The organism is Pedobacter sp. GQ55, from assembly GCF_059758925.1.
Map to the genome: position 1 here is coordinate 29,555 of NZ_JCAXEI010000004.1, position 15,003 is coordinate 44,557.

Sequence of the window (15,003 nt, forward strand, 5' to 3'; positions counted from 1 at the left end):
GGATACATCATTCCAAATTAAGAGTTTCTGTACGGGATTCCAGATAGGATCACCAATCCATTCATCAAATGTCCAATCATAAAACATGGACCTCATGTATCGGGATCAGATTTCAGGAACGACTCAGGATAAGTGCCAATTTGCTTGCCGCCCTCGTTCTGAAGCTGCAAATCTAATTTATAAAATATGCTTGAATTTTACCGACCTGAACTGCAATCGCGATCAATACCAGCGCAACAATCAGAATCCTGAAAAAACACCAGGCACAGCGACCCGACCGCTACTTCTCCTCCTCGACCTGAGCCTTGCAAAATTGTTCACTGATCCGCCTTGTCGCCTTCCTTTGTGACCGTTAATTGGTTCCTTAGCAGAAAACCAAACAACCTGAACACATTTTATATCATGTATCATTTTTGATTTGTTGCAAACTATTTCATGCTTCATCTGTTAAAATTTCCGATATTCATATTGTTTTGCTGGCCAACAGATTACACTCTGCTCAACTTAAATAAACTGAAGCATGAATGAAAACAAAATCAAACTGACCGAAGAGGAGAAAAGACTTTTTGGCGATCTGATGCCTGAAGAGCTCGAGGAAGTGATGACTTATGGGTTCAATCGGAGACATTTTATAAAATTGATGGGACTGGCTTCCGCCGGACTCCTGGCGAGCCATCTGATTGGTGCGGAACAGCTTTTCGCGAGGTCTCTGGATGTTCTGGATGTTGATGATCTGCCTGCTGTAGCCATAGAGAATGGCATCACCGTTAATTTCAAGGTAAACTCAGGTTCTAAAAAAGTACAGATAGATTCCAGAACGACACTACTGGATACTCTTCGGGAAAGGCTGGGACTTACCGGATCAAAAAAAGGCTGCGATCATGGACAATGTGGTGCTTGTACAGTAATTGTAGATGGTAAAAGAGTGCTTTCTTGTCTAACGCTTGCTGCTACGTGTGAAGGTAAATCGGTGATTACAATTGAGGGGTTGGCCAGAGAAAGCGAACTTAATCCAATGCAAACTGCCTTTTTAAAGCACGATGGTTTCCAGTGTGGATTTTGCACACCTGGCCAAATCTGCTCCGCGGTCGCACTGATGAAAGAAGCAAAAGAAGGTCAGCTCAGTTACCTCTCAGAAGATATTCGCCAAAATGCGCAGCCTGTGATGCTCTCCGACGAGGAAATTGCTGAACGAATGTCGGGCAATATCTGCCGTTGTGGCGCCTATCCTAATATTGTAGCGGCCATTAAAGAAGCCCAAACCGGAAAGAACGTAGAACAGACCTGGCTCTTTGCAGGTTAGCATTTTAGATCAGGATTATGAGACCATTTAAATTTACCAGCACCAGCAACGCGTCTTCGGCTATCAATCTTTTGATTAAAAATCCGAATGCTAAATTCCTCGCCGGAGGAACCAATTTACTGGATCTGATGAAGGAAGACGTGGAACACCCCGATGAGCTAATTGACTTGAGTCGCCTAGACCTTACCACTATCAAGACCTTAGGGAATGAAGGGATCTCCCTGGGTAGTTTGGGTAAAAACACTGAGGCGGCAAATCATCAACTGGTGCGAAAGGACTATCCACTATTAACTAAGGCTATACTTGCTGGCGCCTCGGCGCAGATCCGGAACATGGCCACCAATGGCGGAAATTTATTACAGCGTACCCGCTGCTCATATTTTTATGATATAAATATGCCCTGCAATAAAAGAACTCCCGGTACGGGTTGTTCGGCAATGGAAGGGTTCAATAGAATGCATGCCATATTTGGCTGGTCAGAGGATTGTGTCGCTGTTTATCCTTCTGATATGGCCGTGGCCCTCTCAGCGCTGAATGCGACGGTGAAAGTGCTGCAGCCATCTGGAGCGGAACGGACAGTGCCCATCAATGATTTTCATCGCCTGCCGCAAAAACAACCTGAAAAGGACAACAATCTCAATCCTGGCGAACTTATCATCGCTATTGAAATCCCAAGCAATAAGTTTGCCGACCACTCTGCCTATGTTAAGGTTCGGGACCGAAATTCCTATGCTTTCGCACTGGTTTCGGTCGCTGCCGGCCTGGTAATGGAGGGCAATAAGATCTTGTCGGCACATATTGCTATAGGTGGCGTTGCACATAAACCCTGGCCGGCCCTTAAGGCACAGGAGTTCCTACGCGGAAAACAGGCTACCGCAGAGAATTTCAGAGGTGCGGCAGAAGCAGAGATGGCAGGAGCAAAACCACTTTTGCACAATAAATTCAAGGTGGAGCTGGGTAAAAGAACTGTTATACATGCACTAGAACTCGCCTACAAGGGAAGCGACCCTAGCAGATAATAAAGCGCTGAAATCAAATGGAAGAGAAAAACAAAGCCATTGGCAAAGCTGTCAGCAGGATTGACGGCATCTTAAAGATAACCGGAAAAGCGAATTATGCCACGGATTACCCGGTAAAAAATATGGCCTATGCTGTCCTGTTTAAGAGCACCATCGCCGCGGGGGAGATCAAAGCTATCGATACTGCTGCAGCAGAAAAGTCACAGGGCGTACTGGCGGTAATCACCCACAAAAATGCACCTAAACTCAATCTAAAGGGTGGCATTCGCGGCGGGGCGATGCTTCAGAGTCCTGAAATATATTTTTATGGCCAGCACATTGGCCTGGTGGTAGCAGAAACTTTCGAACAGGCAACTTTTGCGGCGCAGATGGTCCGCGTGGATTACCAGCAAAGCGCGGGATATACAGACTTCGAGAAGCTGGCAAAAGATGCAGTGCTCCCTAAAGATTTACCAGACCTGATTCGTGGTGATGCAAAAAAGGCACTGGCTGAAGCACCAGTCAAAGTCGAGGAAATTTACCAGACCCCAATCGAACATCATCACCCAATGGAACCTCATTCTACAATCGCGGTGTGGGAAGGTGAAAAACTAACCCTTTATAATGGTTCGCAGATCATAAACGGCGCCCAGAACGCAGCAGCGGCAACACTTAACATCAAACCAGAAAATGTAAGAATTATTTCCCCCTATATCGGCGGTGGATTTGGTTCAAAGGGTGGGCAGTGGGCAAATCTGGTATTGACTGCGGTCGCCGCAAAAGTGACTAACCGGCCTGTTAAACTGGCACTTACCCGACAGCAAATGTTCAACTCTGTGGGATTAAGGCAAAGAAATTTTCAAAAAATCAGCCTAGGCGCAACAAAAGAAGGAAAGTTACTTGCATTAGCTCATGAAACTACTACACACTCAGCTATTGACAGCGAGTTTATTGAACCTTGCGGAGACTGCTCAAAAATCATGTATGAGGTACCAGATTCACTCATTAGCTATCGTGTGGTGCCAATGAATATAATTTTACCCACTTACACCCGGGGACCCGGGAAATCAACAGGAAGTTTCGCGCTGGAATCCGCTATGGATGAGCTGGCCCATAAACTGGGGATTGATCCTATTGAGCTCCGTTTAAAAAATCAGCCGGAAAAAGATCCTTCAAACGGAAAGCCTTGGTCTTCAAGAACCACCCTTCAGTGCCTTACTGAAGGTGCCAGATCATTTGGCTGGGACAAACGGAACCCCATACCGGGACAGGTCAGGGAAGGCAACTATCTCATCGGATATGGAGTGGCCTGTGGCAGCTATCCCGCGCGACAGCGTGAAAGTTCGGCCGTTATTAAACTGAAACGCGTTTCAAATAAAGTTACCGCGATAGTCGAGCTTGCGGCTTCTGATCTTGGAACAGGTACACATACGATCCTGGCGCAGATCGCTGCTGAAGGACTTGATCTGCCCATGGAACACATCACCATTAATATTGGAGATTCCTCTCTACCACCTGCTGCAGGGTCTGTAGGTTCTGTTGGTGCGGCTAGTTTTTCCAACGCGGTAAATGATGCCTGCATTAAGATCACTAATGAGCTTATTGAGAAGTCAGGTAAGCAGTTCTTTGTGCGACCAACGGCCAGTCAGCTGATGATATCTGAGCAAACAACGGATTTCCAGACCCGTGCGAATGCAACCCCTCCTACAGGCACAGATAAATATTCCACACACAGTTTTAATGCAAACTTTGCGGAAGTGAGCGTAAATATTGCAACAGGGATGGTAAAAGTTACTCGTTTTCTCGCTGTGACCGGGGCCGGCAGAATTCTGAACCCTAAAACAGCCCGTTCTCAGATTATTGGTGGAAATATTTGGGGGATTGGGATGACCTTAACAGAAGAATCCATTATTGACCCAAGGCACGGCAATTTTGCAACCAGGTCATTTGCGGATTACCATGTACCGAGCAATTTGGATGTAGGAAGGATGGATGCGATGTTTATTAACGAGGAAGACAAAATTGCAAATACATTGGGTGTTAAAGGAATTGGTGAGGTAGGCATTGTAGGAGTTGCAGGAGCAATTGCCAATGCCGTTTTTAATGCGACAGGAAAACGGATAAGAAACCTGCCGATTACACCCGACAAGCTACTTTGAATGGCGAGCTCCCTCTTTTTTATTAAATTTCATCAAGATATACGAAGGCCAGTGCTCAGTCCGTTTACATCATGAAATCAACGGTCAGAATTTTAGTGCTGATTAACCCATTGGTTTTGCTTGGTTCGACAGTTTTTTAGCAGCTCAAATACTGGCAACGGGCAGAAATGATTGGATTGGCAGTAAACTGTTTTAGAGGCGGAACAACAACACAACCGCACGCCGTGATACGCTCATCCTCACTGGTAACCCTATCAACAAACCTGGGATCACAGTCTAAATTAACTATGGATTTATGTCATTTAACTAATAATAGCGAATTAGCGATTCAGCTTGGGTGGAGCAATCATGCGTTTAATTTTCATGGTTTGGGGAACGCTGAAAAAATCGACCGGGACGTTGATCCGCTTGATTTCTTTGGCTTCTATTCCTTCGAATGAGGTGTTGGCCAGATTTTTTTTATATAAACCCAAAAAGCCGGTGGGCACCTGACCCATGAATGTAAAAGGGTACCAGGGAATTTTGGGGATATTATCCGATAGATAAACCTCGTAAACGGCATCAACAAGTTTTTTTTGAGGATGAAAAACAAGTTTATTACAGGCTGTACCCATAACCTGAAAATTTCCTTCAACTTTCAGCATCTTATAATCATTAGCCCATAAGATGATTGGAAATTCATTATTCGAAAGTTCATAAACCTCCGGCATTTGCTGTGCTGCCGAAAGTCCTTCTCTGGCCAGGTTGTTATAAATGCTATAGCGGTGAGGGGTACTAAAGTCTCCAATTTCCCAGTGATCTGCTAGGTATTGAAGCCGGTAGGCTGAATCTGTGTAATATAGTGTTGCTCTGCCATATCTTGCTATATCGGCGAATTTTGCGTCTTGTTTAATCAGTGTGTCGGATGACTTGTACTGGTATTTATACTCGATTTTCCATACAGATAGGGAATCTTGAGCGTTTAAGGAGGCACTTCCTGAGACTAGCCACAGGATAAGAATAATCAGGCCCTTTCTATTCATGGTTTCTTACTATAATCTTTATCTGCCTGCGACACCTGAATTATTACATTCAAATCCAGAACTGGCAACTCAAACCTAGCACTTTTATAGAAATAATAGCGGACTATTCATTAAATTTTCCGTTCAGGTTGGTATAGGTTGCCTTTCGGAGATAGCGGTTATTGCTCACTGTTACCAGCGCATGAATCGACGTACGAAATCGCACACCAGTGCTCGAAAATGACCACTTTTTAGCATTGGAAAGTGGACTTATTGCTAAGAATCGAGTATTTGAATACTGGCATTGAATTGGTTTGCTTTTAACCCCGACCTTTTTATCATGAAGAATAATATAAAATTATCAATTCTATTTTTATCCGGAATCTTGTGTTCATTCCAAATTTATGCCCAATCGATAAAGGCAACAAAATCAGGTTCAAGTAACGAAATTCAAATACCAATGAAGGCTGAATATTGGAAAAGCGACACAGCTACAACTGAATTTATAACCTACAAAAACACGAGTGTTATAAAAGGAAAAAATGGAAGTGCATTTCAGGCATTTTTAAAAAATCACGATTTCAGCAATGGTACAATTGAATTTGATGTAGAACTTAGCGGCATGGGATTTCCGGGAATTAATTTTCGCATGTCCGAAGACCATAAAACTGGTGAGAATTTTTATATCCGCTCTTTTGGCGCTGTAAAACCGGATACCAGAACAACATTGCAGTATGCTGCCCTAATGGACGGCATGAGCATCTGGGACTTGACCGATGAGTATCAGGCAGGTGCCGTTATATATCAGCATAAATGGAATCATGTAAAATTGGTTATATCCGGTAAACAGATGAGGGTCTATATAAATGATATGACCAAGCCTGCACTCATTGTTCCCGAATTGGAAGGTGGACGTAACTCTGGCGGCATTTCGCTTTCAGGAAATGTTATATATGCCAATTTTACAATCAAACCAAATGCTACAGAGGGTTTAAGTTCCGAATCTGGCTATATTGCAACCACTGGCGACACAAGGTACTTAAGAGATTGGATGGTAGCGCCTGCGAAAGATTTTCCTTTTGGACGAGAAATAAAATTCTCTTTGCCAAGTATGTATGGAAAGCTAACTGCTTCGGAGTTACCAGATAGCAATACAAAATGGTCACCGATAAAAGCTGAAGCGCGTGGAATTATTAACCTTACCAGAATATATGGACTGAAAGAAAATGACGCCCGGCGACTTACATGGCTTAAAACTACAATCGAATCCGATAAGGAACAGCAAAGAATTCTAAATTTTGGCTTTAGTGACGAAGTATGGTTCTTCTTGAATGGTCAGATTATATACGTTGATAAAAATTACTTTGGTACGCCAGCGCAAAAAAGTCCGGACGGAAGATGCACTATAGAAAACGCCACCGTTAAACTTCCTCTGCGTAAAGGCAAAAACGACATAATGATAGCACTTGCAAATTATTTCTACGGCTGGGGCATTATTGCCAGGTTGGATAATAACGGGGGTATCAAGCGCTGAAAACCTAGAAGCTACCAGACCTCAAAGATGCTTGGGTTTAATTGTTTTATTTGTCATTTCGCATGTTTTAACCATATCATTGTAATAAAGTCCTGTTCTGATATGCCACATCAGCTACGAGTCTATTTCATTTACCCTCAAATAACTGATTATGAAAGACCCACTAGAAAGAATATTACTGTATTCTCTCAGGAAGGGCCATATAACGCTCATCTGGTGTGCACGGGCACGCTGTTTCCCTAGTGAGTAAATGCTTCACGATTCTTATCAATAAAATCAGCAAAGGTTATTGGTGGTATTCCAGTGATTTCTTCTATTTTATTATTGAAATTGGGTATACCAAAGATATTATCCGCTAGCGTATTAGCAACATGATCTTTAAAATGATCATAACTTCCCAGGCCAATCGAATCAGCCATATCCTGTACACTCACTTGTTGATATACAATCTCTTTCCCTAAGACTTTGCCAATGATTTTCCCAATTTCCGCATAACTTAACATCTCAGGGCCAAATAGTTGGTAAACTTCACCAATGTGTTTATCCGGATCCTCTATTATGCTCGCAACAGTCCTCGCAAGATCCTCGCCAGCTACCGGAGCATGTTGTGCATCGGCAGGAAAACTCATTTGTAGTTTGCCGTCTTTAATTTGGTTTGAGACATATAAGAACCATTCAGAAAAAAAAGTCGGTCTAAGGTGTGTTGTTGGGATGCCTGTCCATCTGAAAACCTCTTCAGACAAAAAGTGACGAATAGTCGCCGGACTTTTAGAAGTTGCGCTCACTTGTTTTTGTGACATGTTTACGATGAACTCAGCGCCGGCTTCTTTCGCGGCCTGCGCGAAAATGACGGTCACATCCAAAAGATCGGGGCTTAATGGATAGCAGAAGTATCCTCTTTTCGCACCTTGCCATGCTAATCTGACGTCGTCCAGGTTTTGCATGTCTCCGACAATGATCTCGGCACCAAGCCCTTTAAGACGGGTCGAACGGGCATCTTCTTTATGCACCAGCGCACGTACCTCAAATCCTTTTATTAATAGAGTTTCAACAGATGGCAGTCCTGTGGATCCCGTAGCACCCGTAATCAAAATTTTTGGCTTTTCCATGTTTTAAATTTTTAAATGAGTTTGACAAACCAGGGTTGATTATCGATAAGTGCAGCGCTGGTAGATTAACGCCGTTCGACTATTCCTGATGACAAACTGATCGCAAACTTAATGCATCATCACTCAAGTAAGGTAATCTTAAAGTAATTTAACTTGCTTTTTGCAAGTGTAATTCAAATGATAATTCAGCATCCGCTTACGGATGCCCTACGAAGATCTATAGTGTTAAAAATCAATACGTTGCATTTCAAAGGAAATCGAATTATGATTTGATAGCGAAAAAATCGGACACAGTAACCAGAGCAAATGAGTTCAATTAAGACAATTAAAGACTTTAAGGTTTTGATTGCCTTAGCTCTTTTGCACGCTTTCGGGCTAATTCTTTATACTTAGCAATCGTTTCTTCCCTATCAGGCTCAAATTCTATGATTAAGTCAGGATCGGCATCAAGCGGAAAGTAGGATACTCCCCAAATGGCCAACTCGATAATAACAGGGATTAAACTGATACTTTTTTCAGTTAGAATGTAAGTGAACTTAGACTTTTTGTCACTAGCGACCAACTTCTCAACAAATTTTTGAGACTCCAGAATATTTAAGCGATCTGCCAAAATATTTGTCGCAATCTTCTCCTTTGATTGTATAAATTCACTGTAAGACGATTTTCCCTTAAAAATCATATCTCTCAGGATTAATAATGTCCATTTATCACCAAGGATGTCAACTGAGAAGCTGATAGGGCAATTGGAACGCGGTCGAATTTGTTTCATCACGATAACTATACAATTGTTGCTAAAAACATTTTTTGGTGCTTACAAAGGATTGTAAAAATGCAAATAATATGTGGCTGATAGCAAAATTATATTAATTATTGATCTAAGATCACTTTCAACATTTCGGCAGCACTTGCTAACGAATTCCGATTGTTAATTTTTCTCTCCGTCAAACAGAGCAACCTTTTTAGTATCAGACAAAACATCTACTGGATGACGCAGTGGATAATCCAATTCCCCGCCTTGTTGTATAATAGCCTGCTAAAGCATTCATTCTTGCCAGGCTATCTTTTTTTCGAACTATTTTCTGTTCATAAACACCCCGAATAAATTCAAGACAAATATCTTAAAATGATATAATTATGAATATTTTCAACTCCAGATCCCTTCTTCATCTAAAGTATGACCAGGTTTTGTTAGTTACGGTAACCGATACCACAATTAAACTTCCCGTGGTTATACCTCAACAAAAAAAGCAGATATATTTGCGCAACTCAAAAGTTGCATATATATTTGCAACCTTAAAGTTGCGCAATTAACAATCAACAATGAAACAAGATATATTCCAGGCCATATCAGACCCAACACGCAGGGCCATTTTAACGTTAATCGCTATCCAGGCATTAACACCAAATGCAATGGCGGAAAAATTTGATATGACCCGCCAGGCAGTATCAAAACATATTAAAGTATTGCATGAATGCGAATTGATTAAACCTGAGCAGAACGGCAGGGAGATTTATTATCACTTTAATGCGAAAAAAATGCAAGAATTTGATAATTGGTTAGCCCAATTCAGACAAAAATGGGAAATTCAATTTAATCAACTTGACCAATTATTATCAACAATTAAAGAACAGAAAAAATGAACAACGATTTGCTATTTGATTTTAATGTTGACAAAACCGCGAAAACGGTTTACATAATCAGGGAATTTAATGCCGGGCAATCTTTAGTATGGGATGCTTTTACAAAGCCAGAACTGCTGGACCAATGGGGGGCACCTGCACCCATGCGCGCCAAAACCAAGTATATGAATTTTGAAGTAGGCGGGCGGCGATTTTATGCGATGATAAGCCCCGACGGACAGGAGCGTTGGGCGGTGCAGGAATTTACATCCATTACCCCGAAAACCAATTTTAAGATATACAACGCGTTTGCAGATAAAGACGAAAATCGTGAACTACCTGGTTCTCAATGGGATTATACTTTCAGCGAACAAAATGGCAGAACAAAAGTGAGTATTACCATTTTTAATGAATCGTTTGAACGAATGGAAAAATTATTGGAAGGCTTTAAGATCGGCTTTACCATAACATTAAAAAACCTGGAAAATCTGTTGACAGCCTTATCGCAGAAATTATAAGAAGCACATTGGCAATCACTTGGACAATAGGAATGCTGAATAGCGTGAGCAGAAAAAATTAAAAACTTACCAATAAAGTTATGAGAACAATCAATCCTTGGATCAATTTCAATGGAAATGCTGAAGAAGCATTCACTTTTTACAAATCAGTTTTTGGCGGAGATTTCACGAAGATCATTCGTTTCAAAGATCTATCAAGCCCTGAATTTCCGGTACCAGAAAACGAAGCAAATAAAATAATGACCATTGTTTTGCCTATAGGAAAACACAATGTGTTAATAGCCAATGATGTTCCGGAATTTATGGGACGAGTAAACGAAAATGAAAACAGGTCTAAAATATCAATTAGCGCAGAAAGTCGTGAAGAAGCCGACAATTTATTTAACGGACTCTCAGCAGACGGAAATATTGAGGGGCCCATTGGCGACAGTCCTTGGGGTACATACGCCGGAATGTTTAGAGACAAATATGGCATTGAATGGATTGTGGAATTTGACCCAAATTATAATGGGCATTTAACCGAAGATGGTCTCTAAAAAAGGTCAAAAATGGTATAAGGTGTCCGACTATGCCCCACTCTGCGCATAAGGGGGCTGAACTAATTTCCCCAGAGGGCTGCTCTTTGTCGAGCAACCCTTTTTCTTTAAATCGATAAATTGCATTCAAATTCCGGGTTAATGAGGTGTTATAAATACCCTTCTTTACATGTTAATCCCTGTTTTTAGATTTGCATCACTCAGGTCAATTAAAAGAAGATTTTAATCAATCTTTATGCTGTCAATGGCTTTGGCCATGGCATGTTCTTTCACTATTGGCACTTTTAGTCCTTCAGCACGGAATACCGTCAGATCTGTCATGCCTAAAAAGCCAAGGAAAGCCTTTAAATAGGGCGCAACAAAGTCATTGGCTTTACCCGGACCTTCTGAATAAACACAACCTGAAGACATGGCTACATAAACTTTTTTTCCCGTTACCTTTCCAACTGGACCATTTTCACCATACCCAAAAGTTATTCCGGCCCTGGTAATATGATCAATCCAGGCCTTTAGCGATGTATGGATTGTAAAGTTGATCAGCGGCGCACCAATGACGATGATGTCTGCAGCGAATAGTTGTTTAACTAAATGATCAGAAAGCAGGATAGATTCTTTTTCTTCTTCAGTCAGCTGATCGCTGGGAATAAAGAATGTACGGAGGACTTCAGGTTTAAGATGTGGTATTTCAATATCGACCAGGTTTAATTCTTCAACAGTGCTACCCGGATATTTTTCCTGAATTTCTTCAACGATGGCATGACCTAGTTTAATACTGTACGATGTCGCACCTTGTATACTTGATTTTAAATGAAGGATATGTTTCATAAAATTGATTAATTGTCAAGGGCAAAGCTAGGGTTACCAGATGATAAAAAGTTAGTCGTTACCCAAAGGTAAGCGCTTACATCGGGGTAAGTGATTATCTTTGCTATTATGAAAGTCATTAAAAATCAGCCGATACCAGGCAGGGCAGAATGCGCAGGCTCACTTAAAAACGTTCTTGATGCCCTCTATGTGCTAAATGGGAAATGGAAGTTGGCTTTGATCCTTTCACTTGTACAATCGTCCAAGCGTTTCAATGAAATTCAGAATGAAGTCTCCGGAATCTCCTCCAAGGTCTTAGCTAAAGAATTAAAAGATTTGGAATTGAATGACTTTATCAAGCGAAATGTGTATCCTACTCAACCGGTAAGTATTGTTTACGAAGCAACCAGTTATAGCCTGACTTTAAAAAATGTGTTAGCTGAACTAAGTAGCTGGGGTGAACAGCACAGGGAAAAAGTTAAGCAGAGCATGCGGAAACAATCTTGATTATTCCATATGTGGCCACCTCTTTAAAATGGAGCTTTTCATCAAGCCATTCAGGTATGTTGCAATGAACTCCCCTCTTCTCCGCTAAGATATCAAAGCCTACAAAACTACCTGCTTAGTTTGGAAGTTTCTATTTTAAGAATGGCTGTTGTTTCAATTGTTCATCATAGTCGTTCTGATTGATAAATGGCCAAATTTCAAAATTACCAAGTTTTTGAAATTCCTCGAATGCCTTTTCTTGCTGTTTTCTCATGTCTCGGTAGTACTGACCGAGAGAAAGAATGGTCAAGATAATTTCGCCCAATGAAAATTTAAATAAGGGGTTATTAGTCTGGAAGTATGGCCATTCATATTCTTTATCAGTCTGAAGAAACAATATACAACGAGCGATTACTTTCAGGCTGTGTTTTGGTAATTTGTCCGCCCCTGTTAATTTGTGATTTCTGGTATCATCGTACAACCCCCAGCAGAGTTCAAGCATCGGTTGGATTATTTTGTCATCAATTTTAGCCTCTTCCGATTTATAGTATTGCTCAGGTAGCCAATCATTTGTCACATCATCCATAAGACGTTCCTCAAAGTCATCATTTGAAATAAGTCCAACAGAGAGATGTCGTAAATGAAAGGCGAGCTTTCTTCTTCTTTCTATGTCTATCATCTAACTCAAAACTTGTATGTGCTCATCTTGTAATCTCCAATATAATCATCAGCAGTTATTTGGTAATTATTAATAAAAAAATAATGCAACAATGTAAGTAGAATATAGTTTTGGTAAAACAATCCAATTATGAATTTGGAGCAATTTCATGTTACCAGTCGATTTTGTTTAAACTTACCGTTCCGCTCATATTAACATTTGTTAAATGGGTGTAAGAACAGTCTAACAACTTAAGCTTTCTCAAGCCCAACACGTAAAGGGAAATCAACGGATTATCTCTCAAAGACAACTCCTCAAGTTCTTTAAATTGGCTAAAATCTAGTTTTGACAATTGATTCTCGCTTAGTCTGATTAACTTCACAGCAGCACATCCAGAAACTTTAAACTCAAGTAAATTATTTTTCTGAAACTCAATATGCACGAGCTTAGGAAGGTCAGGAATATCGACTTTATACAGGGCATTATCGTGCATTTTTATCTCTTCAAGCTTCAGCAGTCCGGTTAAGTCCAAGGTATTGATTTTGTTCTGATGAACATACAAAGTCCTTAGGTTTGCCATTCCTTTTAGGTTCATGGTCTGGATCTGATTGTTATAACCAAAGATCTCTTCCAGATCTTTCATGCCTTCAAGATCCAATACTTTTACCTGATTATTCCAAAAGCTAAGCTCTTTTAAGTTTGTGAAACTTTTAATACCGATCAATGAACTTATACCAGCCTGATCTATATTTAGCTTTGTTACTTTTTGTGCTTCAGACAACTGAACTTCTCCGTCTCCATTAAGGTCTACCCCAAGAATAACCAGTTGCTTTTTAAAATTCGGGTCGGGTATTTTTACAGTTTGAGCAATAGCACCGAATGATACCATGACCCCAATAAGCATTATATTAAAAGATAAATATTCCTTTTTCATCGGTTTTCTTCCTGATTTAATTATGTACAGCCACATTCATTACCGCGTCTGGTTCCTTAACATCCACAAACCCACTGATTTCATTTTCAATAAAAACATCATACTGGTAGTCTTCATAAATTGGTGATGAGCCTAAAACATATCCATAAACATTATAGGAGGTACTGGTTCCGGTTTGAACAGCAACTGTTTTTTGTCTTGCAAAGGCAATCCAGCTAATGATGTAATATTTTCCCGGTTTCAGGTCAGTAAACTGAAAGCTTCCCTTATCATCTATAAATCTACCTTCCACCCGGTAAGTAAAGGCAACATTGCTCATGGTAGCCTGCTTTTTGCGGCTATTAAATTTTTTCTTCAGCTCCAGAAATTCTGTGAAATATGGCGTTACCGGAAATAACAGGATCTGACTTCCTTTAACGCCAAAATTATCTTTGCCTTTTTTCTTTAATGTGGCCGTTCCCTGTATGATAGCTGTCCCCTTTTCCATGAGCCTAGCAGTTTCAACCGCATTAAAAGCAGTAGTAGGGAGAACCCATTCCGGGGTCTTTTGTGCATAAGCCATATGGCCGCACAACAAAAGCAGCAATTTTACCGATAGTACTTTTAATATTCTTTTATTCATGACTTTTTCTGTCCTTAAGGTATGGCTAAAGTTCCTTAGCCATTCGAAATTACGGGCAGAAAATATTTACCACAATAGCTGTAAACAGTCATTTGCAACTAGCTATAAACAGCTAGTTGCAATGTTTATGGAAAGTTCCACTAAATTTAGAATGTTATATCATCCGCTACATTTCCACCCTGCGCGGCTGCAAATAATTGTCTGTACTTTGCGTTGTAAGCGTCCTGTTTCTGGGTGTACCCCAGAAAATCTGCTTGTATGTCAGCATGGATCTCCGCATTCCATTTGGAAGCAGCGATCTGGAAATCTCCCAGGGTAATACCATACTTATTGGCGATCCACTGGGCGCCGTCTAGTCCGTACTCGTATGCTACATTTCGCGCTACTTCCAGTTCCTGATAGAAATCTTTATCTGTTTTTATCTGCGCTGTATACCCTGCATCTTCGGCAGCACCGGCTACGGCATTACTGAATTTCGGATGCTGACCTGCCTGTGCAAAATACTGGCCAAACAGCGTCACGATCTCAAAAGTCTGATCCTGTTTCATTCTTTCAGGCCAGAGCAGGTTCGCTTCCTGCCATACTGGTAATTCTACTCCGAGCGCTTTTGCAATTGCCTCTTCGCTCAAACCACTTCCTAGTTTGGCACACGCTGCACTGTAATCTTCGAGGCTAATCCCGTGAATGGGCTTTAACAATGGATTTTCCGACATAATACTTG

Annotated in this window: 16 protein-coding genes; 8 read left to right on the forward strand and 8 right to left on the reverse strand. The window is 41.0% G+C overall.

Annotated features, from left to right (window positions below):
* Window positions 1-520 precede the first annotated feature (520 nt).
* The 3 genes from AC6CH7_RS12945 to AC6CH7_RS12955 are packed head-to-tail and all read left to right on the forward strand — an operon-like array spanning window position 521 to window position 4,460.
* Window positions 521-1,303 (forward strand): (2Fe-2S)-binding protein, encoded by a 783-nt coding sequence (locus tag AC6CH7_RS12945; protein WP_498263129.1) that lies wholly within the window; start codon window positions 521-523, stop codon window positions 1,301-1,303.
* A gap of 17 nt (window positions 1,304-1,320) precedes the next feature.
* Window positions 1,321-2,322, forward strand: coding sequence for an FAD binding domain-containing protein (locus AC6CH7_RS12950; protein WP_498263130.1), 1,002 nt, complete (start codon window positions 1,321-1,323; stop codon window positions 2,320-2,322).
* Window positions 2,323-2,339: 17 nt separating this feature from the next.
* Window positions 2,340-4,460: a xanthine dehydrogenase family protein molybdopterin-binding subunit gene (locus AC6CH7_RS12955; protein ID WP_498263131.1), complete on the forward strand. Its 2,121-nt coding sequence runs from the start codon at window positions 2,340-2,342 to the stop codon at window positions 4,458-4,460.
* Window positions 4,461-4,780: 320 nt separating this feature from the next.
* On the opposite strand, the gene AC6CH7_RS12960 is transcribed toward AC6CH7_RS12955, so the two are convergent.
* The gene (locus tag AC6CH7_RS12960) at window positions 4,781-5,482 is read right to left on the reverse strand and encodes a hypothetical protein (protein ID WP_498263132.1); all 702 of its coding nucleotides are present in this window, start codon (window positions 5,480-5,482) and stop codon (window positions 4,781-4,783) included.
* A 319-nt stretch (window positions 5,483-5,801) separates the two neighbouring features.
* Here AC6CH7_RS12960 and AC6CH7_RS12965 point away from each other — a divergent pair, with 319 nt between their 5' ends.
* Window positions 5,802-6,995 (forward strand): 3-keto-alpha-glucoside-1,2-lyase-like domain-containing protein, encoded by a 1,194-nt coding sequence (locus AC6CH7_RS12965; protein WP_498263133.1) that lies wholly within the window; start codon window positions 5,802-5,804, stop codon window positions 6,993-6,995.
* 239 nt (window positions 6,996-7,234) lie between these two features.
* Here the strand turns inward: AC6CH7_RS12965 and AC6CH7_RS12970 are convergent, their stop codons facing one another.
* Together AC6CH7_RS12970 and AC6CH7_RS12975 are read right to left on the reverse strand one after the other, a co-directional pair.
* Complete coding sequence (locus AC6CH7_RS12970) at window positions 7,235-8,104, reverse strand: NmrA family NAD(P)-binding protein (protein ID WP_498263134.1); 870 nt, start codon at window positions 8,102-8,104, stop codon at window positions 7,235-7,237.
* A gap of 334 nt (window positions 8,105-8,438) precedes the next feature.
* Window positions 8,439-8,873 carry a winged helix-turn-helix transcriptional regulator gene (locus AC6CH7_RS12975; protein ID WP_498263135.1) on the reverse strand — a complete coding sequence of 145 codons (435 nt, stop codon included), beginning with the start codon at window positions 8,871-8,873 and terminating at the stop codon, window positions 8,439-8,441.
* 551 nt (window positions 8,874-9,424) lie between these two features.
* Here AC6CH7_RS12975 and AC6CH7_RS12980 point away from each other — a divergent pair.
* The 3 genes from AC6CH7_RS12980 (at window position 9,425) to AC6CH7_RS12990 (ending at window position 10,778) form a co-directional block, all read left to right on the forward strand.
* Window positions 9,425-9,745, forward strand: a complete 321-nt coding sequence (locus AC6CH7_RS12980) for an ArsR/SmtB family transcription factor (protein ID WP_498263136.1) — start codon at window positions 9,425-9,427, stop codon at window positions 9,743-9,745.
* Entirely contained in the window at window positions 9,742-10,242 is a 501-nt protein-coding gene (locus AC6CH7_RS12985; RefSeq protein ID WP_498263137.1) for an SRPBCC family protein, read from the forward strand. The genes AC6CH7_RS12980 and AC6CH7_RS12985 overlap by 4 nt, the downstream gene beginning before the upstream one ends.
* A gap of 80 nt (window positions 10,243-10,322) precedes the next feature.
* A complete protein-coding gene (locus AC6CH7_RS12990; protein WP_498263138.1) occupies window positions 10,323-10,778 on the forward strand; it encodes a VOC family protein in 456 nt (151 codons plus the stop codon).
* A 222-nt stretch (window positions 10,779-11,000) separates the two neighbouring features.
* On the opposite strand, the gene AC6CH7_RS12995 is transcribed toward AC6CH7_RS12990, so the two are convergent.
* Window positions 11,001-11,603 (reverse strand): FMN-dependent NADH-azoreductase, encoded by a 603-nt coding sequence (locus tag AC6CH7_RS12995; RefSeq protein ID WP_498263139.1) that lies wholly within the window; start codon window positions 11,601-11,603, stop codon window positions 11,001-11,003.
* Window positions 11,604-11,711: 108 nt separating this feature from the next.
* Between AC6CH7_RS12995 and AC6CH7_RS13000 the strand changes: the two genes are divergently transcribed.
* Window positions 11,712-12,089 carry a winged helix-turn-helix transcriptional regulator gene (locus tag AC6CH7_RS13000; RefSeq protein WP_498263140.1) on the forward strand — a complete coding sequence of 126 codons (378 nt, stop codon included), beginning with the start codon at window positions 11,712-11,714 and terminating at the stop codon, window positions 12,087-12,089.
* Between the two features lie 130 nt (window positions 12,090-12,219).
* On the opposite strand, the gene AC6CH7_RS13005 is transcribed toward AC6CH7_RS13000, so the two are convergent.
* The 4 genes from AC6CH7_RS13005 to AC6CH7_RS13020 form a co-directional block, all read right to left on the reverse strand.
* Entirely contained in the window at window positions 12,220-12,747 is a 528-nt protein-coding gene (locus AC6CH7_RS13005; RefSeq protein ID WP_498263141.1) for a hypothetical protein, read from the reverse strand.
* A gap of 151 nt (window positions 12,748-12,898) precedes the next feature.
* Window positions 12,899-13,660, reverse strand: a complete 762-nt coding sequence (locus AC6CH7_RS13010) for a leucine-rich repeat domain-containing protein (protein WP_498263142.1) — start codon at window positions 13,658-13,660, stop codon at window positions 12,899-12,901.
* 16 nt (window positions 13,661-13,676) lie between these two features.
* Entirely contained in the window at window positions 13,677-14,282 is a 606-nt protein-coding gene (locus AC6CH7_RS13015; RefSeq protein WP_498263143.1) for a hypothetical protein, read from the reverse strand.
* Between the two features lie 146 nt (window positions 14,283-14,428).
* Complete coding sequence (locus tag AC6CH7_RS13020; RefSeq protein ID WP_498263144.1) at window positions 14,429-14,995, reverse strand: DUF6620 family protein; 567 nt, start codon at window positions 14,993-14,995, stop codon at window positions 14,429-14,431.
* Window positions 14,996-15,003: the final 8 nt, after the last annotated feature.